This window comes from Mycolicibacterium phocaicum (assembly GCF_010731115.1).
Taxonomy (GTDB): Bacteria; Actinomycetota; Actinomycetes; order Mycobacteriales; family Mycobacteriaceae; genus Mycobacterium; species Mycobacterium phocaicum.
In genome coordinates, this window is the sequence record NZ_AP022616.1 from 1,557,341 (window position 1) to 1,581,169 (window position 23,829).

19 protein-coding genes and 1 pseudogene are annotated in these 23,829 nt (G+C 64.6%); 10 read left to right on the top strand and 10 right to left on the bottom strand.

Annotated features, from left to right (window positions below):
• The first annotated feature begins 4 nt into the window (after positions 1-4).
• The 8 genes from G6N46_RS07580 (at position 5) to vapC (ending at position 12,274) form a co-directional block, all read left to right on the top strand.
• Positions 5-718, top strand: a complete 714-nt coding sequence (locus G6N46_RS07580) for a hypothetical protein (protein WP_138248773.1) — start codon at positions 5-7, stop codon at positions 716-718.
• Between the two features lie 15 nt (positions 719-733).
• The gene (locus G6N46_RS07585) at positions 734-4,405 is read left to right on the top strand and encodes a DUF6079 family protein (RefSeq protein ID WP_138248772.1); all 3,672 of its coding nucleotides are present in this window, start codon (positions 734-736) and stop codon (positions 4,403-4,405) included.
• A complete protein-coding gene (gene pglZ, locus G6N46_RS07590) occupies positions 4,402-6,966 on the top strand; it encodes a BREX-2 system phosphatase PglZ (RefSeq protein WP_138248771.1) in 2,565 nt (854 codons plus the stop codon). Before G6N46_RS07585 ends, pglZ begins: the two co-directional genes overlap by 4 nt.
• On the top strand, positions 6,963-8,243 hold the full coding sequence (gene brxD, locus G6N46_RS07595) for a BREX system ATP-binding protein BrxD (protein ID WP_138248770.1): 1,281 nt from the start codon (positions 6,963-6,965) through the stop codon (positions 8,241-8,243). Before pglZ ends, brxD begins: the two co-directional genes overlap by 4 nt.
• Positions 8,240-10,327, top strand: coding sequence for a DEAD/DEAH box helicase (locus G6N46_RS07600; protein ID WP_138248769.1), 2,088 nt, complete (start codon positions 8,240-8,242; stop codon positions 10,325-10,327). The genes brxD and G6N46_RS07600 overlap by 4 nt, the downstream gene beginning before the upstream one ends.
• A 257-nt stretch (positions 10,328-10,584) precedes the next feature.
• Positions 10,585-11,025, top strand: coding sequence for a TrmH family RNA methyltransferase (locus G6N46_RS07605; protein WP_234880611.1), 441 nt, complete (start codon positions 10,585-10,587; stop codon positions 11,023-11,025).
• A 647-nt stretch (positions 11,026-11,672) separates the two neighbouring features.
• Positions 11,673-11,876 (top strand): type II toxin-antitoxin system VapB family antitoxin, encoded by a 204-nt coding sequence (locus tag G6N46_RS07610; RefSeq protein WP_133425925.1) that lies wholly within the window; start codon positions 11,673-11,675, stop codon positions 11,874-11,876.
• A complete protein-coding gene (gene vapC / locus G6N46_RS07615) occupies positions 11,873-12,274 on the top strand; it encodes a type II toxin-antitoxin system VapC family toxin (protein ID WP_133425924.1) in 402 nt (133 codons plus the stop codon). Before G6N46_RS07610 ends, vapC begins: the two co-directional genes overlap by 4 nt.
• Here vapC and G6N46_RS07620 read toward each other — a convergent pair.
• From G6N46_RS07620 to G6N46_RS07635, 4 genes are read right to left on the bottom strand one after another with little or no spacing between them, the layout of a single operon-like run.
• On the bottom strand, positions 12,257-13,396 hold the full coding sequence (locus tag G6N46_RS07620) for a DUF3322 domain-containing protein (protein WP_138248767.1): 1,140 nt from the start codon (positions 13,394-13,396) through the stop codon (positions 12,257-12,259). The two genes, vapC and G6N46_RS07620, sit on opposite strands and share 18 nt — an antisense overlap.
• Entirely contained in the window at positions 13,389-16,667 is a 3,279-nt protein-coding gene (locus G6N46_RS07625; RefSeq protein WP_061001013.1) for an ATP-binding protein, read from the bottom strand. The genes G6N46_RS07620 and G6N46_RS07625 overlap by 8 nt, the downstream gene beginning before the upstream one ends.
• On the bottom strand, positions 16,660-17,271 hold the full coding sequence (locus tag G6N46_RS07630) for a DUF4194 domain-containing protein (protein ID WP_234785328.1): 612 nt from the start codon (positions 17,269-17,271) through the stop codon (positions 16,660-16,662). The genes G6N46_RS07625 and G6N46_RS07630 overlap by 8 nt, the downstream gene beginning before the upstream one ends.
• Positions 17,268-18,722: a DUF3375 domain-containing protein gene (locus G6N46_RS07635; RefSeq protein ID WP_061001015.1), complete on the bottom strand. Its 1,455-nt coding sequence runs from the start codon at positions 18,720-18,722 to the stop codon at positions 17,268-17,270. The genes G6N46_RS07630 and G6N46_RS07635 overlap by 4 nt, the downstream gene beginning before the upstream one ends.
• 101 nt (positions 18,723-18,823) lie before the next feature.
• On the opposite strand from G6N46_RS07635, the gene G6N46_RS07640 reads away from it, so the two are divergent.
• On the top strand, positions 18,824-19,063 hold the full coding sequence (locus G6N46_RS07640; RefSeq protein WP_061001016.1) for an AbrB/MazE/SpoVT family DNA-binding domain-containing protein: 240 nt from the start codon (positions 18,824-18,826) through the stop codon (positions 19,061-19,063).
• On the top strand, positions 19,060-19,485 hold the full coding sequence (locus G6N46_RS07645) for a type II toxin-antitoxin system VapC family toxin (RefSeq protein WP_061001017.1): 426 nt from the start codon (positions 19,060-19,062) through the stop codon (positions 19,483-19,485). The genes G6N46_RS07640 and G6N46_RS07645 overlap by 4 nt, the downstream gene beginning before the upstream one ends.
• A gap of 261 nt (positions 19,486-19,746) precedes the next feature.
• On the opposite strand, the gene G6N46_RS07650 is transcribed toward G6N46_RS07645, so the two are convergent.
• From G6N46_RS07650 to bla, 6 genes and pseudogenes are all read right to left on the bottom strand, one after another.
• Positions 19,747-20,223 carry a DIP1984 family protein gene (locus tag G6N46_RS07650; RefSeq protein WP_064860476.1) on the bottom strand — a complete coding sequence of 159 codons (477 nt, stop codon included), beginning with the start codon at positions 20,221-20,223 and terminating at the stop codon, positions 19,747-19,749.
• 118 nt (positions 20,224-20,341) lie between these two features.
• A complete protein-coding gene (locus G6N46_RS07655; RefSeq protein ID WP_061001018.1) occupies positions 20,342-20,626 on the bottom strand; it encodes a hypothetical protein in 285 nt (94 codons plus the stop codon).
• A 15-nt stretch (positions 20,627-20,641) separates the two neighbouring features.
• A complete protein-coding gene (locus tag G6N46_RS07660; protein ID WP_138248766.1) occupies positions 20,642-20,863 on the bottom strand; it encodes a hypothetical protein in 222 nt (73 codons plus the stop codon).
• An 80-nt stretch (positions 20,864-20,943) separates the two neighbouring features.
• Positions 20,944-21,569: pseudogene (locus G6N46_RS07665) on the bottom strand (dihydrofolate reductase family protein).
• A 78-nt stretch (positions 21,570-21,647) separates the two neighbouring features.
• Positions 21,648-22,922 (bottom strand): DUF7373 family lipoprotein, encoded by a 1,275-nt coding sequence (locus G6N46_RS07670; protein ID WP_133428395.1) that lies wholly within the window; start codon positions 22,920-22,922, stop codon positions 21,648-21,650.
• 9 nt (positions 22,923-22,931) lie between these two features.
• On the bottom strand, positions 22,932-23,813 hold the full coding sequence (bla, locus tag G6N46_RS07675; protein ID WP_061001021.1) for a class A beta-lactamase: 882 nt from the start codon (positions 23,811-23,813) through the stop codon (positions 22,932-22,934).
• Positions 23,814-23,829: the final 16 nt, after the last annotated feature.

The following is a 23,829-nucleotide window of genomic DNA, read 5'->3' on the forward strand; positions in this document are numbered from 1 at the left end:
AGCGATGACAAGCTCCGCGCCCATTCTCTCCGACCGAGATGGCGAGTGGGTCGACGAATGGCTCAGCGCCGCCCGCCTCACTACCTATCTGACCGCCGCCGCGGGATCACGCCGCAACGCATTGGCACTCTACGAATGGAACATCGCGGCTGCATGCGCCATCCAGCAGGACCTGTGTCACCTGGAGGTCGGACTGCGCAATGCCTACGATGCCGCGATTCGGGCACATTGGACCGGCCCCGCGGACTGGACCAGCCAACCTCTAGCTATGTTCCCTACAACGCCAAGCACGCGGGGGCGCGGAGGGAGCATCAACCCGAAGGAAGTCGTCGACGTCAACACCAGACCGCGGACTCTGTTGCTCAAAGCCCGCCAGGACGCCGGCGGTGTCGCAGCACCGCCGGGCAAAGTGATTGCCGAGCTGAGCCTCGGATTCTGGCGTTACCTGTCGGTCAAGCGTCACGATCAGACCCTCTGGGTGCCCTATCTCCATCACGCGTTCCCACCCGGGACAGACCGTGCGCGTGACGTCGACGCGCGTATCCATCGTCTGCACACCCTCCGCAACCGGGTCGCCCACCACGAGCCGCTCCTCCGAGTGAACTTACCGGGGCGGCTGGCAGATATCACCGACCTCGCAACCCTGATCAATCCCGATCTAGCCGCCTACATCACCGCGACCACTCGTATCCCCCAGGCCATCGCCGAACGCCCGTGAGAGATTGAGACACCTTTGAGCACCCTTCTACGTGATGTCATCGACATCCCCGAACGCGTCGGCAGCGACGATTACGTACTGCGCCTCACCGACAGCACCGACGACGACCAGCATGTGGCCGCCACCGTCGAGCAGTACGTCCTCACCAACTCGTTGCGGGACAACTTCGTCCAGGCCATCGACCTGGTGGCTGATGCGTTGGGCCGCAACACCTCCCGGGCCGCGTACCTGACCGGATCGTTCGGCTCCGGTAAGAGCCACTTCATGGCTGTGCTGTACGCGCTGCTCGGTAACCACGCGGCCGTCCGTGTTCCGAAATTCCAGGAACTCACCGGGCATTACGACGGCACCCTGGCCGGCAAGAAACTGCTGCGCCTGACGTACCACTTGCTCGGCGCCAAATCGTTGGAGCAGGCCGTGCTGCGCGGCTACGTCGAACAGATCACCCGACTGCATCCCGGAGCCCCGCTACCCGCGGTGCACGTCTCCGACACGCTGCTCGCCGATGCCGAGAACCTGCGCGGCAGGATGGGTGACGACGAGTTTCTGGCCGGTCTGGGCGGGAGCAGTGGCAGCACCGGTGGTTGGGGCGGGCTGCTCGGCGCCGGCTGGGACCTGCCGCGCTACCAGGCCGCACTGGGCGCCGGTCCGGAGGATTCTGAACGGCGCGAACTGGTTTCGGCGCTGGCGGGCAGTTACTTCAGCTCCTTCACCGCGACCGCCGACTACATCGACCTGGACCGCGGCCTGGTCGTCATCTCCGAGCACGCCAAAGCTCTCGGCTATGACGGCGTGGTGCTGTTCCTCGACGAACTGGTGCTGTGGTTGGCGTTCTCGGTGCGCGACACCGAATTCTTCGCCCGGGAATCGCAGAAGATCACCAAGCTCGTCGAGTCCTCCGGCCGGCAGCGCGCTATTCCGTTGGTGTCATTCATTTCTCGCCAGATGGACCTGCGCAAGTGGTTCGCTGATGCGGGTGCCTCGGGCGCCGAGCAGGAGGCCTTGGATCGGGCGTTCCAGTACCAGCAGGGCCGGTTCGCCGAGATCGAAATGGGTGACGACAACCTGGCCGAGGTTGCCAAGGCCCGGCTGCTCAAGCCGAAAGATGAAGCTGCCCAGGCCATTTTGGATCAGGCGTTCAAGGACCTGACGCGCCGCCCCGAGGTGTGGGATGTGCTGCGCGACAGCCTCAACACCGACGACAAACACCGCGGTGCCTCCGAGGCGGAGTTCAAGCTGACCTATCCGTTCTCCCCGGTGCTGGTTTCGACCCTGCGCAATCTGTCCTCGGTGATGCAGCGCGAACGCACCGCGCTGAAGGTCATGCAGCGCATGCTGGTCGACCGCCGCGACACCTTGACGGTCGATGATCTGGTTCCGGTCGGCGATGCCTTCGACTACCTGGTCGAGGGCAGCGAGCCGATCGACAAGCATGCCGGCACCATCTTCAAAGCCGCCCACGACCTGTACGAAAACCGGTTGCTGCCTTCCCTGTTGGAGACACACGGGGTCACCCGCGACCAGCTCGCCAGCGACCCCACATCAGTGCCGGGCGGGTTCCGCAGCCAGGAACGCATCGCCAAAACTCTGCTGCTCTCGGCCATCGCCCCCAACGTCCCAGCCCTGCGCGACATCACCGCCGCACGGCTGGCGGCGCTCAATCATGGCTCTATCAAGTCCAAGATCGCCGGCGGTGAAGCACGCGTCGCGCTCGGTGTGGTCCGGGACTGGGCGAACAAACAGGTTCCGGAGATCAGCCTGACCGATGGCGCCAACCCGGTGATCCGGGTGCAGCTGGCCGAGGTGGACTACCAGTCGATCCTGGATCGCGTCCGCGGCGAAGACAATTCGGGTCGACGTCGGGTACTACTGCGCACCCTGGTGCACAAGGCGCTTGGCGTTACCAGCGCCCCAGACCTGGGTGGTGCAGCCACCCGCACCATCATCTGGCGAGGTTCCCGCCGCGAGGTCGACGTGGTGTTCGGCAACGTCCGGGACGCCAACTCGCTACCCGAACTGGCCTTCGAAAACCGGGACGGGGTGTGGCGGGTCGTAGTCGACTATCCGTTCGACGAAGCTGGACACACCAGCGCCGATGACCGCAACCGCGTTGACCGCCTACTGTCCAACGGGCCCAGCCGCGAAACCATCGTGTGGCTGCCGTACTTCTTCACCGATGCGGCGATGGAAGACCTTGCCCTGCTGGTCAAGCTGGATTGGCTGTTCACCGACACCAGTGGCGATCGCTGGAATGAGAACTCCAATCACCTCGGCGCCACCGAGCAGGCCCAAGCCCGCGGCATTCTGGAGAACCTCTTGAGCGGCACCATGACCAGCTTCCAGAACCTCCTCAAACAGGCCTACGGGATCGAACCGGCGGATGCCAAGCGCATCAGCGCCGAATCGCAGCAATTCGACGTGCTGACATCGCTGAGCCGCGACTTCCAGCCCAAGATGCCGCCGGCCGCCAGCCTGGAAGATGCCTTCACCAAGATCGTCGACCAAGCGTACGGGGCCACGTACCCGAGCCATCCGCTGTTCGAGCCGGAGGCCGAAGAACTCACCGCCCGCAACTTCGAGACCGTCCGCGATTACGTCGAGCAGGCCAGCACCCACCGAGACGCTCGGGTGCCGACTAATGCGGGCGATCGAAAGGTGTTGCGCCGCATCGCTGGACCGCTGCAAGTCGGCAAAGCCACCGAAGATCATTTCCTGTTCTCCGAAACCTCGTTCACGTTCTGGGCTCAGGAACTGGACCGCGCCGCAGCGGCAGCCACCCCGGTGACCGTCGGGGCGCTGCAGAGGCACATCAACGACCTGTCTCCGCGCTGGGGTCTGCGCTCCGAAGCCCGTGATCTGGTCCTGAGTGCATGGGCACTGCTGCGCAAGCGCGCCTGGTTCGAGGCCGGAAGTGCCATCACCGCACCCGCATTGGGTCGCATGCGGCCGAACATCGAGTTGCGCGCCGAGGAGCTTCCTGCCCAGCAGGCCTGGGATTCCGCTCGGATCAAAGCGTCGAAACTATTCGGCTACACCAGTCCCCGCAGCTATCTGACGGGGGCCAACGTCGCCGAGTTCGCCGACCAGGTACGCGCCAGAGCTGCCAACAGCATCAGTGAGGTGAATCACCTGATTGACCAACTCAAATCTGCCCATCACCAACTGGAATTCGCTCCCGGCGACGGCGACCGTCTGACCACAGCCCTTGCCCTGCGCACCTTTATCGAAACTCTGTCCAGTACCTCGGGCAATGTTGCAGCCATCACCACGATGGCCGACGTGTCATTACCTGTCGGATTGGAGACTGCGGGACAGATTCTGGCCGACGCCGACCGCGACCACCGCGCACAGCGAGCCTTCAAGTGGGACCTGCTGCGCAAACTCAAGACCGGCACCGAACGGGCCGGCGAAGCCGGCGACAGCGCCCGCGCCATCTGGTCAGCACTGCAGAACGCAATCTCGGTTCCTGGCCGGTCGCTGTCCGATGAATTGTCCTCTGGTTTGGACAAGCTCGTCACCTGGGTAGTGCAAGACGAACCGGTGACGCCGCCACCCCCACCTCCCGGACCGACGCGCTCCGAGGTGGTGCTCAACAGTCCCGCTGACCTTTCCGGCCTGCAAGAGCAGTTGACGACGGCCCTCGCTGAGCCCGGCAAGACCGTTCACGTGCATTGGTGGGTGGAATGACCACCTTGGTCGCCACAGCCCCGATCATCCGGGCCCGGCTGAGGAAGGCGACGGCAAAGAACCACCGCCGCGGGGTGCTCGGACTGCGGGCCCAACCCCATTGGGATGGCGCTGATTTCGAGCATGAGGGCGTGCGCGTAACAGTGGTCGCATGCCCCTCGGTATTGGCCATCTGGGAGGCGATCGATAGCCGCAAGGCCGAGGAATGGACCGTCGTGCTCACCAATGTCGATGACGACGAACTGGGTGACACCGTGCTGGCGCATCTGCTCGATGGCCGGCTGATTACCCCGGATCCGTGGGATGCGTTGCGTAGCAACTTCTCTGCGTCGACCATCGAGCCCGCACTGTACCGCGGGCCGAATGACCGGGCAGTCGCCAACGGACTGTTGGCCGTACTGTCGTCGTACACCCCGGCACCAGGCGGGGTATTGACTCGCGACCACGCCATGGCGGCTGTCGCACGCGATGTACTGGGCGTCGTGAAGGGCGCCGACGTCGAGGTCGATACCTTCGCGGTGCTGGAGTGGAGCCGCTCATCCCAAGCCGCCGCCAATCTGACCGAATTGCGCGTCCATGCGGAGCTGGCGTCGGTGGTCAGCGCCTGGCTGGCCGAACGGGCCGGCAAGCTCGCCGGGCCGGTGACAGCGTTACTGAAGGCCGACCGCTTGGCGGATCTGGTGCCTCTCGGCGTGGTCTCAGGCCTGTTCTGCCAACCCGACAACGCCGACTCTGTGGCACTCGGGAGGTTCCTCGGGCGCTACGAGTTGACCGGCGACGGACTTGAAGATTGGTACAGCCATGCCCGCGGATTGGTCACCACCTCGCTGGCACCAGACCAACAACAACTGGTGTTGCAGAGCGCAGCGGCGATCGTCAATGATCTCGGAATCACCTCTGCCGCAGCATCATCGGATCTGCTGCCGCATGGGCTCGAGTCCCGCATCGGTGCCCTGGCCGACGCGGTCACGGGCTCTGGGCTTTCCGCGGTCGAAGCATGCTGGACCGAAGTAGGCAAGCATTTTCTGGCGGCGGGCTCCCCCACCGTCGACGCGTTTGCCGGTGCGGTGCGATTGGTGCGCTGGCTCAACATTGCGGCTCCCGCGGGCAACGGGCTCGCCCACGCAACCGAACTTTACGTCAGCATCGATTCCTGGGTCGACGCTGCATTGTTGAAGGCACGCCGCGGTTCCGAAAACCCCATCGCCGCAGCCGCTTTACGCACCGTCATCGACACCACGCTGGCGCGTCGTGCCCAATCCGACCGGGTGTTCGCGGCCGCACTGGCCGACGCCCCACAACCCGCAGTGCCGCGGATCGAGAACGTCCTGCGCGCGAATGTGGTGCCCATCGCCCGACAGGCGCCGACGCTGCTGCTGGTGATCGACGCGTTGTCGATGGCCGCCGCCAATGAGCTCGTTGCCACTATGCAGCAGGACGGCTGGACCGAGGTGTCCGCCGGTACCGGATCGCAACGCGCCAGTGCGCTGGCCGTCCTGCCCACTTTGACCCAGCGCAGCCGTTGCTCGCTGCTGTGCGGAGAGTTGCGCGAAGGCCCCGATACTGTGGAGCGGTCCGGGTTTCTGGCTCTGCTCAAGGAGACTGGGCTGGAAGCCACCGGTGGAGTGGCTGATCCGATTTTCCACAAGAAGGCCCTCGACGCGATCCCCAGCGGCGCATCGCTGGCAACCGATGTCAACAACGCCATCGCGGACATCGAACACCAGCCGTTGGTGGCTGCTGTCTTGAACTACGTCGACGACACCCTGCACCACACCGACCCCGGCGGCACTGATTGGACGATACGGACCATTACCCACCTACGAGCACTGCTGCACGCGGCGAAGAGCGCCGGCCGGGCCGTGGTCATCACGTCCGACCACGGCCACATCATCGAATACGGCACCAGTGCCAAAGTTGAGCGCGCCAATACATATGGCCAACGCGCGCACGGTGATTTCGCCGCTGCTGATCCTGAGCGTGAGGTGGTGGTCGAAGGGCCGCGGGTCCTCACGAGCGATCACCGCGTCGTTCTGGCGGTCGACGAAACCATCCGCTACGGAGCCCGCAACGCCGGATATCACGGTGGCGCAACCCCGGCCGAGGCCATCGTGCCGGTGCTGGCCTTCGTGCCCGGCGTCGCTGAGTGGGCCACTCCGGTCGTCGGGGCCGAACCCTCTTGGTGGCATGCAGGCGTTGTGCATCCGACGCTGAAGACTGCGACGGCACCGAGCCTGTTCGATACCGAGAACACCCCGAGTCCGCTGCCCGAGAAGGTGATTCGCAGCAAGGTCTTCGAGGCACAGCTCAATTTGGCCGGCCGTGTGGTGGTCAAACGCGAGCAGATCAAGGCACTGCTGGCTGTGTTGCTCGATGCCCACGAAATCACCGCCGCGCAGGCCGCCACCGCCCTTGGCGTCGCAACCGCCAGCGTCAACGGCGCGCTGATGCAGACGAAACGCATCCTCGATGTCGAAGGTTACGAGGTGCTGAGGGTCAGTCGTGGAGTAGTCAGCTTGGATGTCGCCGCGCTCACCGAACAGTTCAGGGTGCGCGCATGACATCGCCGGTGTCCGCACGCCGGCGCCGCGAGATCCTCGACGCGCTGCGCCGCGGCACCGTCCCCTCCAATGGACTGGACCAATTGGCTGTCGGTCTCGGTCGATTCGAGACCGAACTGGACAATGAACTGGACGTCGTCGCTGCCGGCGGTGCCATGTTCAAAGCGGTTCGCGGTGAATATGGCTCAGGTAAAACCTTTTTCGCACGGTGGCTCGGCGATCGAGCGATGAAGAAGGGCTTCGCCGTCGCCGAGGTGCAGATCAACGAGATCGACACCCCACTGCACAAACTGGAAACCGTTTACCGCAGGTGTATCGAGTCGCTGCGCACGGCCTCGATCCAGCCCAGCGCACTGCGCCCTATCCTCGATGCCTGGCTGTTCACCATCGAAGATGACGCAGCGCAGCAGGGTGTCGATGTCGATGTGCTGCTTGAGCGGAGGCTGGCCGACGTCGCGACGCGGGCGCCTGTGTTCCCGTTGGCCATTCGCGCGTACCGGCGGTTCGTCGCCGAGGGTGATCATGACGGCGCCGACGCCCTGGTGGCCTGGCTCGGTGGGCAACCGCATATCGCGGCGTCGGTGAAGCGCCGTGCCGGAATCAAGGGCGACCTCGACCATTACCTGGCTTTGGGCTTCCTGCGCGGACTGTTGGCTATCCTGGCCGACGCCGGTAACCCTGGCTTATTACTGGTGCTCGATGAAGTCGAAACGCTGCAGCGAATTCGTAGCGATGCACGGGCCAAAGCGTTGAATGCATTGCGGCAGTTGATCGATGAAGTACACGACGGGCACTTCCCGGGGCTGTACCTACTGATCACCGGCACCCCGGCATTCTTCGAAGGCCGCCAAGGCATTCCATTATTGCCGCCCCTGGCCGACCGGCTGCACACCGAGTTCGCCAAGGACCCCCGCTTCGATAACCCGCGAGCACCACAACTGCGGCTGAGCGGGTTTGATCAAGCCCGGTTGATAGAGCTCGGTGGCCGGGTCCGCGATTTGTATGTCAGCGGGCTGGACGACGCCGCGCGAGTCTCGGCTGTGGCCTCAGACGATTTCGTCGCGCAGTTCGCCACAGCGGTCGCTGGACAACTCGGCGGCAAGGTCGGCATCGCCCCACGGCTGTTCCTGCGGAAGCTTGTGGACGTGCTGGACAAGATCGAACAGTTCCGCGACTTCGACCCGTACGAAGACTACGAAGTCTTCATCGCACCTGCGGAGTTGTCCGACGCCGAGCGGGCCGCGCTGGTCGCCGACGACATCCCGCTCGACCTGTGACCGAACCGTTCGACCTGTTGCACCCCGGGGTGCAGTATCACATCGCAAACACCTTGCGCTGGGACGGGCTTCGTCCCACCCAGGCCGCTGCCGTCGAACCCATCCTGTCCGGCGGGGATGCCTTGGTATTGGCCCCCACTGCGGGTGGAAAAACCGAAGCCGCGATGTTCCCGGTGCTGTCGCGGATGGCGACCGAGGACTGGCAAGGGGTTTCGGTCCTCTATATCTGCCCACTGCGGGCGCTGCTGAATAACTTGCAGCCCCGCGTTGACGGCTATTGTCGCTGGCTGGGCCGCTCGGCCGCGGTCTGGCACGGTGATGTGAGTCAGAGCCAGCGCCAACGGATTCTGGTCGAACGTCCCGATGTTCTGCTGACCACGCCTGAATCCATCGAATCAATGCTGGTGTCTACCAAGGTCGATCCGCGGATGTTGTTCGCCGGCCTGCAGACGGTGGTGGTCGACGAAATTCATGCCTTCGCCGGCGACGACCGCGGCTGGCATCTATTGGCGGTGTTGGAGCGGCTGTGTCGCATCGCCGGGCGGAAACTGCAACGCATCGGGTTGTCGGCGACTGTCGGTAATCCTGATCAGCTGTTGGCGTGGCTGCAGGGCGGATTCCGGTCCCAGGCCTGCTCGGTTGTTGCACCCGCAGCGCCCCCAACCGCCGTTCAACCCGAAATCACCGTCGATTTCGTCGGCTCAATCAGTAACGCCGCCACAGTGATTGCGTCGCTTCATCACGGCGAGAAGCGACTGGTGTTCGTCGATAGCCGTCGTCAGGCCGAAGAGCTCGGGGCTGCCTTGCGCGGCCACGGGATCGAAACCTACCTATCTCATTCGTCGCTGTCGGCAGCTGAGCGCCGGCGTTCCGAAGAAGCCTTCGCCGAGGCCCGCGACACCGTCATTGTCGCGACCTCGACGCTGGAACTCGGTATCGACGTGGGCGATCTGGACCGCGTCATCCAGATCGGGTCGACGCGTACCGTCGCGTCGTTTCTGCAGCGACTCGGACGAACTGGGCGACGGGCTGGCACTGTGCGCAACTGCCTGTTCCTCGCAATCGATGACGAAAGCGTGCTCCTTGCGGCCGGCATGCTCAAGCGTTGGTCCGACGGATGGGTGGAACCCATTGCGCCACCGCCACATCCCCGGCACATCGCGGCGCAGCAGCTGATGGCATTGTGTCTGCAAGAGCATCGGCTCGCTCTCGGCGAGTGGGCTCAGTGGTGGGGCGATCTGCCGGTCTTCGACTCGGCCGCGCCCCAGATCGTGGATCACCTTGTCGCCGAAGGTTTTTTCGAGCTCGATGGACCATTCCTCCACATCGGACCCGAGGCCGAGCGCCGATTCGGCCGACGGTACTTCTCCGACCTGACCGCGGTATTCACTGCGCCACCGGAATTCGTGGTCCTGGCCGGTCGGATCGAGGTCGGGACGATTGGCACCGACCTCCTGACCGAGCAGACCGAGGGGCCACGCGCGCTACTCCTGGCCGGACGGTCGTGGACGGTCACACACATCGACTGGGAACGACGGCGGTGTTTCGTCGAGCCCGCCAAGGAGGGCGGCAAGGCCAAATGGTCCGGTACCGGTGCCGGTCTGTCCTACGACATTGCCCGCGGCATCCGCTCGGTCCTCCTGGGCTCGTTGCCTGCCGGTGTCACCTTCACCTCGCGCGCAACCAATAGCCTTGCCTCACTGCGTCAAACGTACGGCGGCAACGTGTCGACTGACCGGCTGATCGTCCGACTCCCCGATGGGTCCCAGGGCCGCTGGTGGACCTGGGCGGGCACCGCAGCCAACCGAACATTGCAGGCCTCCCTGCCTGACCTCGTCGACCCACGACAGCGGATCGACGAAAAGTCCATACGACTGTTGCCCTATGTGAGCGCCGAACGTTTCGCGGCGGCGTTGGCCACTGTCGAGTGGACCGACCCACCTGTCGACGAAGCAGCACTCCGCGGGCTCAAATTCTCTGCGGCGCTACCTCGTGGATTGGCCATGCACACCGTCGGAGCCAGACTCGGCGATGTGCAATCTGCAATGGACGTAGTCAACGGTCCGAGGATGATTGTCCGGTGAGGTCACGTCTCCACCAACAAAGCCCTACGGCATTTCGCCATCCGCCGCCTATGCAGGCCCGCGTCGTGTTAGCAGTTCGGGATTGCATGTAACCGCTCGTCGCGCCATAGTGGTCCGGTGCTGATTCACATCCTCCGCGGGAAGGGCGTTCCCGCCTCCGCGTGACTGCCGACGGCGGCGCTATGCCGCTGGATATTCGGACCCGAGCAGAACTCCGGCAACAACGCCGCCGACGACCGCACAGCTGCTGGAATCACTTGATCGCCGCGCCGCTGTGGCCCAAATACGGCGTCAACCTCGGTACCTTGCTACGGACCTGCGACGCCGTCGGCGCCTGCCTTGCCGTCCCGCACTTGCCGTGGGTGCCGGACGCGCTCAAGCAGGGCGACACGCTCCGCCGCCGCCCGTGCATCCATTGGATATACGGCGACGTCGGTCGCTGGCTCGGACGGCAACGCGGAGGCGGGTCCAACATCGTCGGGGTCGAGCTGACTCACCAGTCGATCCGACTGGCGGACCTGCCCACCGCTCGTGGCCGCACAGTCATCGTCCTCGGCAACGAAAGCAACGGCATCCCTGAAGAAGCAATGCGCCACGTCGACGTCGCAGTCGAAATCCCGATGATCGGCAGTGGGCACAGTCTCAATGTCGCCGTCGCCGGATCCCTCGTGCTGTACAAGGTCGCCGGACTGATCTGAATCGACGTCGTCATCGACGACGGCGCTTCTGCCGATCGTGACACTCTGAGCATCAACATCATTCGGTCGATTTCGGATGCCCCGGACCGCCCACTCAGCCTCGAACCGCCGGCGGCGGAACCTGCCCCAAATCTTCGTCGCTCGGCGCCGACAAGACGGCAACCAGTTCAGGATCAGCCAGTACCTCTGCCGTGTGCCGCCATGCGTCGATCACCTGTGCGACCGGCGCTGGATTGTCGATGGATTCGGCGGCCCTCATTGTCGAGACCAATTCGACGGCGAACTGGCGAAGCTCGTCGCGAGACAGAAACTCCACCCACGGGAAAACGTCTGGCACGACGTCGGTGACAAGCTCGCGAACCTGGGGGCGCGCTGCATCAATGCAACGAACAACCGCGACGTGACCGACGAGGCCTCCCGTGCCTGTGCAGCCCGTGACGCGGTGGTTAGCGCGAGGTCCTCGGCATCCCTACGACGGACAACCAAGACGCGGCTGGTCGATCTCCTCAGCCAGTCCTCGACAGTGGCCTTGCCACGGAGCTGCAGATCGGCCGACGAAACCGGTTGACACCAACCTGCTTCCCATCGTTCAGCGAACAGTGAAGGATTCGAGCGCAGGTACACAACCGTTGGTGTATCTTTGGTGTATGACCCGCACAAACATCGACATCGACGACCATGCGTGCGAGGTCGTCATGCGAAGGTTCCATTTGACCAGCAAGCGAGACGCGGTGAACTTCGCGTTGCGCAATCTCGCCCAGGAAGCATTGGACCTCAAAGCGGCCCGAGAACTCCGCGGGTCCGGATGGGACGCCGATCTCGATGAATTGCGCAGCGACCGCGTCCGATGATCCTCGTTGACACGTCAGCCTGGATCGAGTTTCTAAGGAACACCGGGAGCGGTGTGTGCGTGCGAGTCGACGAGCTACTCGCCGAGCCGATCGCGATCTGCGCTCCCGTCCAGATGGAAATCCTCGCCGGGGCCCGAAACGACCGCCACCTCAAGGATCTTCGTGGCCTGTTGGCACGCGCACAAACTCTACCGACATCCCCCACTGACTATGAAGACGCCGCAACCATTTACCGCGTCTGTCGGCGTCGCGGTGAAACCGTACGCAGGCTGATCGACTGCCTCATCGCCGCGCACGCCATACGCGAACAGATTCCAATCCTGCACTCCGACGGCGACTTCGACGCAATTGCGCGGCATACATCACTACAGCTGGATACCTCACCGCGGCCGGACTGACCCAGCCGCCATCAACAACTCCACCGCGGCGCCAATCGGAATGCGCTCCTGCTCCAGGCGAATGCCATCGCGACTCAACAAATCGAGTGCTGCGCGCTCCCTCTCGGTCAGCCACGCCGTATCTACCGAGCCGCTCGCGCGGTGTGGCACAACCAGACTGCGCCACCTCTCCACGCTGGCTTGATCCATCAGCAGGCTCTCGCAAGGACATTGAGCGCGAAAACGGGCCAGTATGTCGAACCCGTCCGTGTCCAGATCGCCCCAATACACGACACGCGGCGCATTCCGAACCCACGGGAATCCGGCCACCGCGGTGGCATGGTCGCCCCAGCCGAACACCGCGATCGTGCCGGGCACGTCAGGCAGCGCTTCGAGGGTCTGCAAGTTCTCGACAACCAGGACCTGCGATGCCGCAAAATCAAGCCCCGCCAGCTCACCATCCGGGGCGGCAAAGATACGTGGAAGACCTCGCCGCAGTGCGGGGTCAGCAATGACAACCGCCCGCAGTAGTTCACGCTCCCGCAGTCCCAGATGCTCAGGCACACCGAGCGGCACCGCTAGCGCCGTCACCGCAGTGCGGTGTGTACCCAGCCATTTGGTGTCGACACCGGGAATCGGAAGCTGACGGATCAGCAGGCCGGAGTCCGGATTCTGACGTAACCAGCGAACCGTAGCCAGGAGCCGGTCGAAGTCGTTGTCGGCCAAGGAATTCCAGTACCGGAACGTCTCGACCAGGACCGCCGACCATTGCGGCCCATCATCGAGCGCCTGGAGCTGCGCGCGGCGCTGTTGCAGAGACTGCCAGCGTCGGGTCTCACCTGCAGCCGCGACAATCGCATCCGCACCCTCGATGGTCACCACGACCGGTAGCAGTTGCCTACCAAGGCTGGGCCACCGCCGCTCCTCCCAGCGGACATCGAGGCGCGAGTCTTGCCAGGCATGGACCCAGTTCTCGACGACCGCACGCTGGGCCGCGACGGCCGCCTCGCTCGGGCTACCCAGTCTTATTGTCAACGCATCGACGGAAGCACCGAACAACCACGATTTGAGATGGCGGTCCACCGTCCGTCGTGCCCGCGCCACGACGTCCTTGGGCAGCACGAGTTTTTGTGGCTCAGCCATCAGCCGCCTCACCGATGGATGCGACCCCCAACCGGGATGCCTTCGAATCTCGGATCGACACAGTGGCTACCCCGCCGACGTAGTCCTGCAGTGTCTTGATCATCTTCAGTGGTGTGGCGAGCACAAGGTGAAAACCGAACTGATCGAACACATCTGCCGCACGGCGGGTGTATTCAGGATCCGACCGGTCGAATGCCTCGTCGAGGACCACCGTGCCGTACTTGGGCACGTCGGCATCCGACCCGACGAGCTGGTACCGAAGGGCCGCGGCCAGACAGAAGAACACCAACTTCTGCGCCTGCCCACCGGACAGCGCGTCCGAAGAATCGTGGTGGTTGACCGCCGTGCCCTCGGCATCCATCTCGATACCGACGAACGTGACGTGGCGCCGCGTGTCCAAACACCGATTGCGCCACACCACATCACCAGGATCGGACGATCCGAGCCGCCCGAGCAGTTCCCGCATCCGCTCGAATCGTTGCTCCTGAGCCTGTCGATCGTCAGCAAGCAACGACCCCTCCTGCACGCGTGCGATAGCCGCGAGAAACTCCGTCACGTCCGGATGCAGGGAGTCGCGGACGTCGATCTTCAGGAACCGGCCACGGTCGAATTCCGAGTGTGCCAGTGACGAATTGACCTCATCGATCCGGCGACGGATCTCGCCGGGCGCGCGCCGGATTCGGAGCGCGAGCGTGCCGAGGTTCTGATTCGACTGCCGATCATTGAGATCGAAGAATCGATTTTCCACGCTGGGCAGGTCATCAGCGCGCAGCCGGCGCAGGAATGCCACGGCATCGTCGGCGTATCCGTGCTCTGCAGCGAGTTCGGGGTGTGGCCAGCGGTTGAGGTACTGCTGCAGCACAGTCTCGATAGCGTGTTGCGCCTGCAGCAGCTTCTTCTCGGCTGCCGAGTATTCGCCCCGAATCTGGTTCGCCACAGCCCGTTCGGCAGCGGGAAAGCCGTTGAGTCGCAGCGGTGCACGCTTGCCATCGTCGAAACGGGCGCGATAGCGCTCGGTCAGTTCGGGAGACGGCTCGTCGCTGGCCGCCGCTGTGCGTTGAAGGTCGTCGATGCGGGATGCGACATTCTGTGCGTGCTGGCGCGCTGAGTACAACGCCTCGTGCGCGTCGTCGTACGCCTTTTCAGCTCGAGTCGCCTCGCCTCGCGCCGCCACCACGGCAGCTTCCAGGCGGTCGATCTCAGCGTCACCCCGTAGCGCCGCAAGACGTTCACCCACATCGAGACGGTGAGCTTCCGCGGCCAACAGGTCGAGCTCGTCCCATTCGACAGCGACGATCCCTGGAGCTGACTGGACCCGGTCCCGACGCTGTTCGGATTCGGCACGGGCGGCACGCGCGCGACGGTGTGCGGAGCCGGCATCGGATTCAGCCTTGCGCAGGGCGTCGCGCAGGGCCTGGAGCTTGCTGTCATTGCTGGTGCCGAGCACGTAGTGCCGTCGGTCGTCGATCGCCGACCGGTCGTCCTTGATATGCCGGTCGCCGTCGCGGGTCTGTCCGGCGCGGGTCACGGCGCGGTGGTGCCGGCCCAGTTCTCGCGCGTCGGCAACACGGCGGTAGTCGAATCGGGATACGAGTTCGAAATGCAGCCAGTGCTGCCATGGCCCCTCGGCGATCTGGAGCACATTCACGATCGAATCGGCATCGACAGCCGAAATCCGGTGTGTGCGATGCACATCCACGCGCCGCCACACCAGCCGCGTACCCAGATGGGCAGCATCGACGGCAGCGGCGACATCAGCGGCGTGCTCGTCGGCGACCAGCATTGTGCGGCCCAGCCCGCCGAGCACCCGCTCGGCGGCGCCCGCCCAATTCGCATCGATGACGTCGATCAACTCGCCGGCGAACGGCAACGATCGCGCCGGCAGCCCGGTCGCGCGCATGACCAGCTCACGAGCCGCCAGCAGCTTGTGGTCCAGGTTCGACTTCTGCCCGGCGAGCGAAGAGATCTGCTGTTTGAGGTCGGTAACCTGTTCGTCGGCGCGCGCGGCAGCGAGGATCAGGGCGCTGTGGGCGGCGTCGTGCGCACCGGCTCCAGCCTCTAGTTCAGCTGCCTCCCTTGCGATCTGCGAGCACATGGTGGCGAAGCCTTCGGCGGTATCGGGAACGGTCGTGTCCCAGGACCGCAAAGCCACACCTAATCGGGCGCGCTGCGTGACCACCCGACGGACCGCTTCGTCGGCGCTATCCAGGGCATCGGTGAGCTCACGCAGGGACTGATTTCCGTCACGCGCACGCTCGGCGTCCTTCAGCGCGGTGGCAGCACGATGACGGGCCGCACTCGCGTGTTCGTCACGCGTGACGGCGTCAGCGAGCGCGGCCTCAGCGTCGGCGTGCCAACCCTGCGCCAGGTGCAGCTCGAAGCGCGCGGCGAGGCCGTCGAGCGCTGTCTGCTCCTCCCCGAGTTCCTGAGTCCGTTGCGCCTCTCGGTCCCGCGTTTCGGTCCACTCCTCCAGCGGTGTCAGTGCGGCGATCTGCTCACGCGTCTGCACGACCCTGCGATGCGCCTCGTCGAGGTCGGCGAAGAACTCGACGGCGCGACGAGCTTCGGCAAAAGTGTCGGGTTCGTCGAGCATGTAGTCGCGGAACAGCCGGTCGAGGCTGTCGAGCCCTTTGGCAGACATCGCCCGGTGCAGCAACAGTTGCGCGTTCTCGTCGGCGATTCCCAACCGGGCACGGAGCCGCTGACCAAACTGGGGGTAGCTCTTGTTGTAGAGAACATCGGGCCAGCGCTTCTTCAACCCGCGGACGTCGATGCCGTCAGACACCACGTGTCTGAGTTCGGTGATGTCCAGGTCGTGGTCGAAAAGCAGGAACGCGCGGCCCGATTCGCCAAGATCATTGCTGCCGCGTTTGAGGTGGAACAGCGCGACCAAGGTGGTGACGGTATCCCCATCAGGATCGGCAGTGGCCATCGTCAACCCGACGGCGCTCCAGGTCGCACCTTCCCGCAGGTAGCGCGACCGCAATTCGCGGGTGTCCGTGTCGGATCCGCGCGCATACGCACCTCGGATATAGGAGGCCACGGTGCGGCCGCGGCCCTGCGCGGCCGCATTGAAACTGAGCTTCGTCGGGGGCACCAACACCGTGGAGATCGCGTCCAACAACGTGGACTTACCCGAGCCCGAGGGACCGGTGATCAGGAAGCCCCGGCGCGCCACGGACAGGTCGTGATAGCCGTCATAGGTGCCCCAATTGAACAGCTGAACACGTGCCAGGCGGTGCTGACCATGCCGGAACACGTCCTCACTCATCGTCGGCCTCGGTATCGGAGTCCTGGTCGCTACCGGCGTCCAAGAGCCGCTGGTACTCCGCCTCGACCAGGGCAACCTCGTCCGCGTCGAACAACTGACGGAGCACGGGCGATACTTCGAACCGGCCCGCGGTGTCAGCGGCGGCGATCAGCGAGTACTTCTTCATCTTTTCCCATGACGCGTTGATCCGCTTCCGGAAGCCGCCCGCATCGGTGGTGTAGCGCCCGCGGTAGGGCTCCATGTCGGCGGCGATGTCGTCGTAATCGACGATCACCCGTTGTCCAGGCGGTGCCACGAGCAACTGGTAGCGCAACGCGAGTACCACCAGCGTGTCCATGAAGGTCAGCGTCTCTGTCCGAAGTACCTGCGGTGGAGCGAATTTGGGGTCATCGGGTGCGGGCTGCGGCCGGGTGAACGCGATGCCGTCGTCCTCGTCGAGGACGAGGTCGAGGAACACGTCGGCCAGTCGGCGTTCGATTTCGCTGCGGTGGGCGAGAATTGCCGACCATTGCTGTCGATGCGCATCATGCGTCACCACCGGACCGCGGAGCAGTTGGACCAGCGCACGCTTTGCCTCGAACGGAAAGGTCTCTTCGGGATTCACCGGTGATCCTCGAATGCATCGGGGCTGAAGGTGATGGTCGGAAGCACAACGGTGCGTCGGTCCATGGCGACCCGTTCGCTGGTGTCGGCGGAGACGGCACCGTGCTCAGCGCCGAGAACCATCAGGCCGACGATGCTGGCGAGGCCCTGGGTGGCAGGGAACTCGGCCAGGACCTGCCCTGCGGTGACCGGTCCAGCCGACCGGCTGAGGCTGGCGACGATGTTGCTGCGGAGTTCCTCGAAATCGATGTCGGATTCATGTGCCTGCGCAGCGAGTTCGGCGAAGTCGACCTCGTCGGTGTCATGCCGATCGAACTCCGTAGGCACCCGGCCTTCGCCCGGGTTGTGCAGCTTGAGGGCGGCGATCGAACGAACCTGCATGCCAATTCTGGTGAGTTCCAAGTTCATTGACTTCTCGGGTCGGTGCTGTGCACTCACTCGCACAGCCAGCGACTGGCAGCGCTGAATCAGTTGGCGGAGCCGCCGATGTTCTTCGTATTGGCGCGAGAGCACGAAATGTCGCAGCGATCGCGATAGCAGGATCATGGTCTGGCGTACCGTGGCTGCTTCGTTCTCCAGCCGGGTGAGGAGAGTGCTCAGGTCCGTACGCGTCTGAGGGGTCAACTCGGCTGCGAAGTCCCGTGACAGGATGGCGGTGATCGCTTCCTGAAGACGGGTCGACTGTTCGGCATCGAGGATCACGTCGTAGAAGCCGTTCACGGAACGTCCGGCTTCTGAGTCCGCCAACAGATCAACCCCGCGAAAAACGTTGCTCAACGTCGCACCGCCCTCAGCGGTGTCGTCAAGGATTTTGGCCCGGAGGTCCCGGCTCAATTCTTCGATGGTCGACCGCACCCGGGCGAAATCCACGGGTATCTCCTGCGCCAGGCCGAGCGTCTCGGCGACCCGCTCCTTTGCCGTCTCCGCGTCGAGCACAGCGAACTCGCCGCGTTCGACTTCTTCAATGCGCTGCTCGACGGCCTTGCGTTCGGACTGCAGCAGTGCCAGCCGCGATGCCGAAACCGGGTCTGAATCACGTTGCAGTGCAATGAGGTTAGCGGCAATCGACCCCAGCCGTGACGCCGACGCGGCGCGCTGCGGCGCATCGATTCCGTTCACCACTGCGGCAGCGTTCAATGCTGCCGCCGATGGCACCAACGTTTCGGTCCCCCGCGTCTGGCCGGGACGCCGGACCAAGTAGCCGTCGTGCACCCATGCGGCGACGTATCCTGTTGCCGTCGATTCGAATTCAGCTCCGGTCTCGCGGAGGAGTTCGAGATCATGATCGAGTTCGGCTACCACCTCGGCCGCCGGGCGTATACGACGTTCCGGCGGAAAGTAGTCCTGGACCACGGCGATGATGAGCCCGGCGTTTCGGGCCCTCAGCAGCGACCATTCCGGCGCCTCCTGCTGTAGACGCCGGAAGCGCAGGACCGCGGACGTTATCGCCACGCTGCGAGACTAGCCGGAAGGGCTGACAAGGCTCTCCACAGTGTCGAGCGCTTCTGCACAGCGCAAACTCAAAAATGGGATTTCACTGGTACCATAGTCCCATGGAAGCGGTAATCGACTCGGGCGGCCGCATCTTGGTGCCCAAGCAACTCCGCGACGCGTTGGGACTGACGCCCGGTTCGACGGTCGATATTTCGGCATATGGCCCTGGACTGCAGATTGTCCCCGGCGGCCGCTCCGCGCGCCTCGTGCGAAACAAGGACGGACGCCTCGTCGCCAACGCAGACACAGTCGTCACCGATGAAATGATGTTCGCGCTCATCGATTCGGGGCGACGCTGACGTCGCAGCAGGTCACGGCAATCGATACCAGCGTCGCGGTGCCCTTGCTTGTGTCCTCGCATCCGCAGCACGTCGCGGTCTCGCAATGGGCAATGGGCCGACGTCTTGGGCTCAGCGGGCATGCGCTGGCCGAGACATACTCGGTTCTGACGCGTCTGCCCGGCGATGCTCGTGTCGACCCTGCCGACGCGGTGGCGTTGATCGACGACAACTTCCCGGAGCCCCTTCAACTGGGTGCCGACACGGGACGCGGTGCCCATCACGAATTCGCCCGTTGTGGCGTCGCGGGCGGCGCCACCTATGACGGCTTGGTCGCGTTGGCCGCTCGTGAGCACGGTGCAGTCCTGGTCACTCGCGATGCCAGAGCCAAGGCAACCTACGACGCCCTCGGGGTAAACGCGGAAGTGCTGGCCGGCGCCTGACCTGTCTTTGGCGAACGGGCGCGGCCCGACCAGAACCTGGCACTGAAATCGCGGTGTAACCCCGCACCCACCCTCGTTGTCGTAGATCTGCACGTGGTGATGCGTTGTGCCTCGTGCTCTGTCACCTGTGCGCATTGCTGGGCTGCGGTGTGCGCGTGGGAATCGAACCCGTTGCACTGCCCTCCGTGCGCCTGAACGGTTGGAGCCGTTTGCGGTTTTGTGCACGCCTCCGCGACAACTACCTGCTACACCATGCTGCTGTCAGTCCAGCAGCTCGATCTCCCAGTTCGCCTTCTGGATCCGGACGTCGAGCTCGCGCAACTCCTGCGCCACCTGGTCGGCCCGCGCCCGCAGATCGCCAACGGACAAGGCGGACAACATCTTCAGCTCCGAACGCAGCTGCCGCGAGTAGCCGTACTGGCCCGCGCCCGCACCCGCGGCTGCATCCGCGGCCGTGGTCAGGACGTGGTACCGCAAGCGCAGCGCGTCGCGCCGCCCGAGGGCGTCGGTCAGCGTGCCGTCCGCCCCGACCGAGTTGGCCGCGTTGGTCAGGTTGATCCGCCGGATCAGGGATTCGTATTCGTCCAGCGCGCCGTCGATCTCGACGAGTAGCGCCGCGGCGTCCTCGGCAGGCACTTCGCCCTCCTGGAACCGTGCGTTACCCACGACGCGCACGCGCAACTGCTCGATACGGCGAACTGCGTTCGCACGCAACGACAAAGCTTCTGCCAACTTCATGATTTCACCTCGCTCCTGATGGCACCGGCCGAGCGTTCGTTTCTCGGCCCGAACCATGATGAGCGGAAAAGGCTTGGCCGGCAACGTATTTTTCAGCAGGCCAGACGGTCGGTGGCGATCAGCCCTGCGCGCCGACGAAGAACAGCACGAGCACCGCAACCAGGCCGAACAGGGCGGCAAAGAATGCGCCACATGCCACGTCGTCAAACCGCGGCCGCACCGTCGCGACCAGAACCGCGGCCGCGGCGACCAGCAACGCGCCCGCCGGCGCGAACAGCCAGTAGTACAACAGCGGCGCCGGGGACATCACGACCAGGCCGAGCGCGTAGCCGCCGAACAGATATCGCGGATCAACCTCGCGCTCGATCCGCGGGTCGAGCGTGCTCTCATGCTCGAAGGACATGCGCACCTCCTCTGGTCAGCGACACACCGTCACCGTGGCAACGGCCTGCAGGTACAGCAGACCGACAATGCACCAAACGCTCACGGGTGCGACCACCAGCGCCACAGCGACGCTGCTGAGTACCCGCGCGCGCAACAACAGTGCTGCAATCAGTCGACATATCAGCGAAACACTCACCGCTGCAGTCAAATTCGTTCCAGCTACCCGGTCGAGGTGCGGATCATCACCGGGGCCCATGGCCCCGACCGCCAACAGACCCCAGCCGACTCCCCCTGAGACCGCTCCGGCGAGTACGCCGCGGGTCCAGTCCGTACCAATCAAACGTCCCCCCGATCCGGTTCGCTCATGTCCCCCGTCGCCGGTACGCCCTCGGCCAATCCGTACTGCAGGTACACGATGCCGGCCGGGCTCGATACCGGCGGCTTGAGCAGCGTTAGGTTCGACGGCACCGGACCGCCATCGAATACCCTCTTGCCTACCCCAGGACAATAGGATGCACCCAGAGGTCGATGCGATCAAATAGTTTTTCGCGCAACAGGGTCTGCACGAAGTTCAAACTCCCGACCACTTTCACGTGCTCGTGGCGATCACGGATTTCCCGCACTTCGCTGACCAGATCCGTGCCGATCTGCGTCGAGCCGGACCACGACAGATCGGGCTCGCCGCGGGAGGCGACGTACTTGGGGATGCGATTGAACATGGCCGCGAATTCGTCGTCCTGGTGCGGCCAGTAGCCCGCGAAGATGTCGTACGTCCGCCGGCCGAGCAGCAGCGCGTCGGTGCCTTCGTACGCGGCGCCGACCTGCTCCCCCGACACCTCGTCGATCAGCGGTGCCTGCCAGCCTTCGAATGGAAAACCCCCGTCGGGGTCTTCTCCGGGACCGCCGGGCGCCTGCCCGACGAGGTCGAGAGTGGCGAACAACGCGAGGTGAATCTGGCCCATTTCCAGCTCCTGGTGAGTCGGTGGTGTGTGTCAATGAGGTAGACCAGCGGACTCGGTGAAACTCATCGGCGCGGCCGGCTACTTCCCGGACAGCACCCGGTACTGCGCCGAAATCTGTTGGTCCACAGCGGTTTCATCGTCGGCGAAGACCTGGAACACAAATCTGTCGGTGCGGGCGAGGCAGCTGTAGTGCCACCCCAGGATGCGCCATGTCACCGTCGCGTCCGGTTGCGCATAGTCGCGGAGGTGCTCGAAACAGCGCGCACCGGGGAACCCCGGCACCGGCCCGGCCATCTGCACATCCGGATTCTTCATGATCAGAGCGCTGGTGGCGTCCAGCAGCTGCGCGGCCGAATCCGCATTGGGCGCCTGGTAGACCCGGCCCCACCGCTGTGTCACCCACTGGACGCCGGCGCGCTCGAACTGGGTCGTCATGCTCACCGGATCGGTTTCGAAATGCAGCCACGCCCGCGGTCGCCACGTCCCGATCAGTACGCCCTGCTGCCGATCGGGAGTGGTGATGGTCTTCGACAGCAACTGATCGTCGCTCGGATCTTTGGGCAGGTCAGCGAGTTTCGCGGGATCGGTGGGCACAAAGCTCTTGATGAGCGACTGCTGCCTGCTGAGCAGGTCGGACGTCAGCAACTGAGCCCGCAGCGGTGCCTTGGTCAGCTTGGTGGCTTTGGCGCTCACGAATTGGTACAGCACGAAACGTCCCTGCGCGGTGTACGCCGCGACGCCACTGGCCCCGGTGCCGTAATCCACGCCGACCGCCGGCACCGTGCCGGTACCGACCGAGATCTGGACGGGATATGTCGGAAACGGAGTGGCCACGACGGGGCCGAACTGTGCGGTGAATTCTGCCGCGGCCGCCGCTGCTTGGCCATCATCGGGAAACATCAGGACCGCGTTCTGGATTTCCAGATCGGAGTCCCGGGACCCTGATGACCGGTACGACCCGAAACCGGCGACCAGACCGTGTGCTCTGGCAATGCCCTGCATCACATTGTCTTTGGACACCCCAAGGATGTTGTCGACACCGAACTCCGACGTCATGGTGCCGGTCCCGATGGCCCCGGGCTTCGTCACCGACGCGTCGATTTCCCAAGGGCCCACGACGTATTCGGCCATCCGGGTCGATTCGACGATCGACTGCGTGAGCGGGTTGGGTCCAGCGCTGAAGAACGGGGTGCTCGGCTTGATCTGGTAGTTACCGGTCCGCAGCTGGCTGACGTCCGGTTCGGGGTCGCTCAGTGAACCGCCGAACCGCGAGGTGCCGGTCGTGGTCGTCGAACAGCCCGCGACCACGCACCCGCACGTAACCACGGCAAGTGCCAGCTTCCGGATCCCCACGATCCAACACTAACTGTGGCCGAGGCGCGCAAGCACCGATCGCACCGACTCCGCGATCGCCTCGTTGAACGGCCCGGCGTCCCGCCGCACGGTGCGCGTGCGGACCAGCACCGTCAGCATGACCCGTTCCCGCTTCGGGCCGATGAGCATCCCGGCGTCGTTGGTCGACCCGTAGTCGCCGCCGCCGGTCTTGTCCGCGCTGGTCCATCCCTCAGGCAGACCCGCGCGAAAACGGCGGGTCGACGTCGCGGTCTCCTCCATCCACCGACGCAGTTGGAACTGAGCCGCACCGGACAACGCGTCGCCGGCGAGAATGGCGCGATACCCGCCGCACAGCGCCCGCGGCGTGGTGGTGTCGCGGAGATCGCCGGGCGCCGCTTCGTTGAGGGCCGGTTCCCAGCGATCCAGCCGGGTCTGCGAATCACCGATCGAGCGGGCGAAATCCGTGAGCGCCGAGGGCCCGCCGATGGTCCGCAACATGATGTTGCCTGCCGCGTTGTCACTCTGGCTCAGGGCCGCGGCACAAATCTCTCGCAACGCCATCCGCGCCCCCACCGCCTCGCTCAGCACCGGCGAGTTGACCACGATGTCACCGGCGGTGATGGGCACCATGGCATCGAGATTCGCCTTGCCCGCCGTGGCCATCTGCAAGATGCGGGCCGCCGCATACGCTTTGAAGGTCGAGCACATCGCGAACCGCTCGTCAGCACGGTGCTCGACCGTCGCCGAAGACTCCAGATCAACTGCGTAGACGCCGATTAACGCCTGATAGCGATCTTCCAGATCGGCAAAGTTGGTCGGCTCGTCCGCCTTGGTGGGCTGGCACCCGGCCAGCACGCCCGTCGCGGCCAACCCGACGATGAAATCCCGTCGGCTCAGCGATACCCCCACATATTCAGCCAACCAT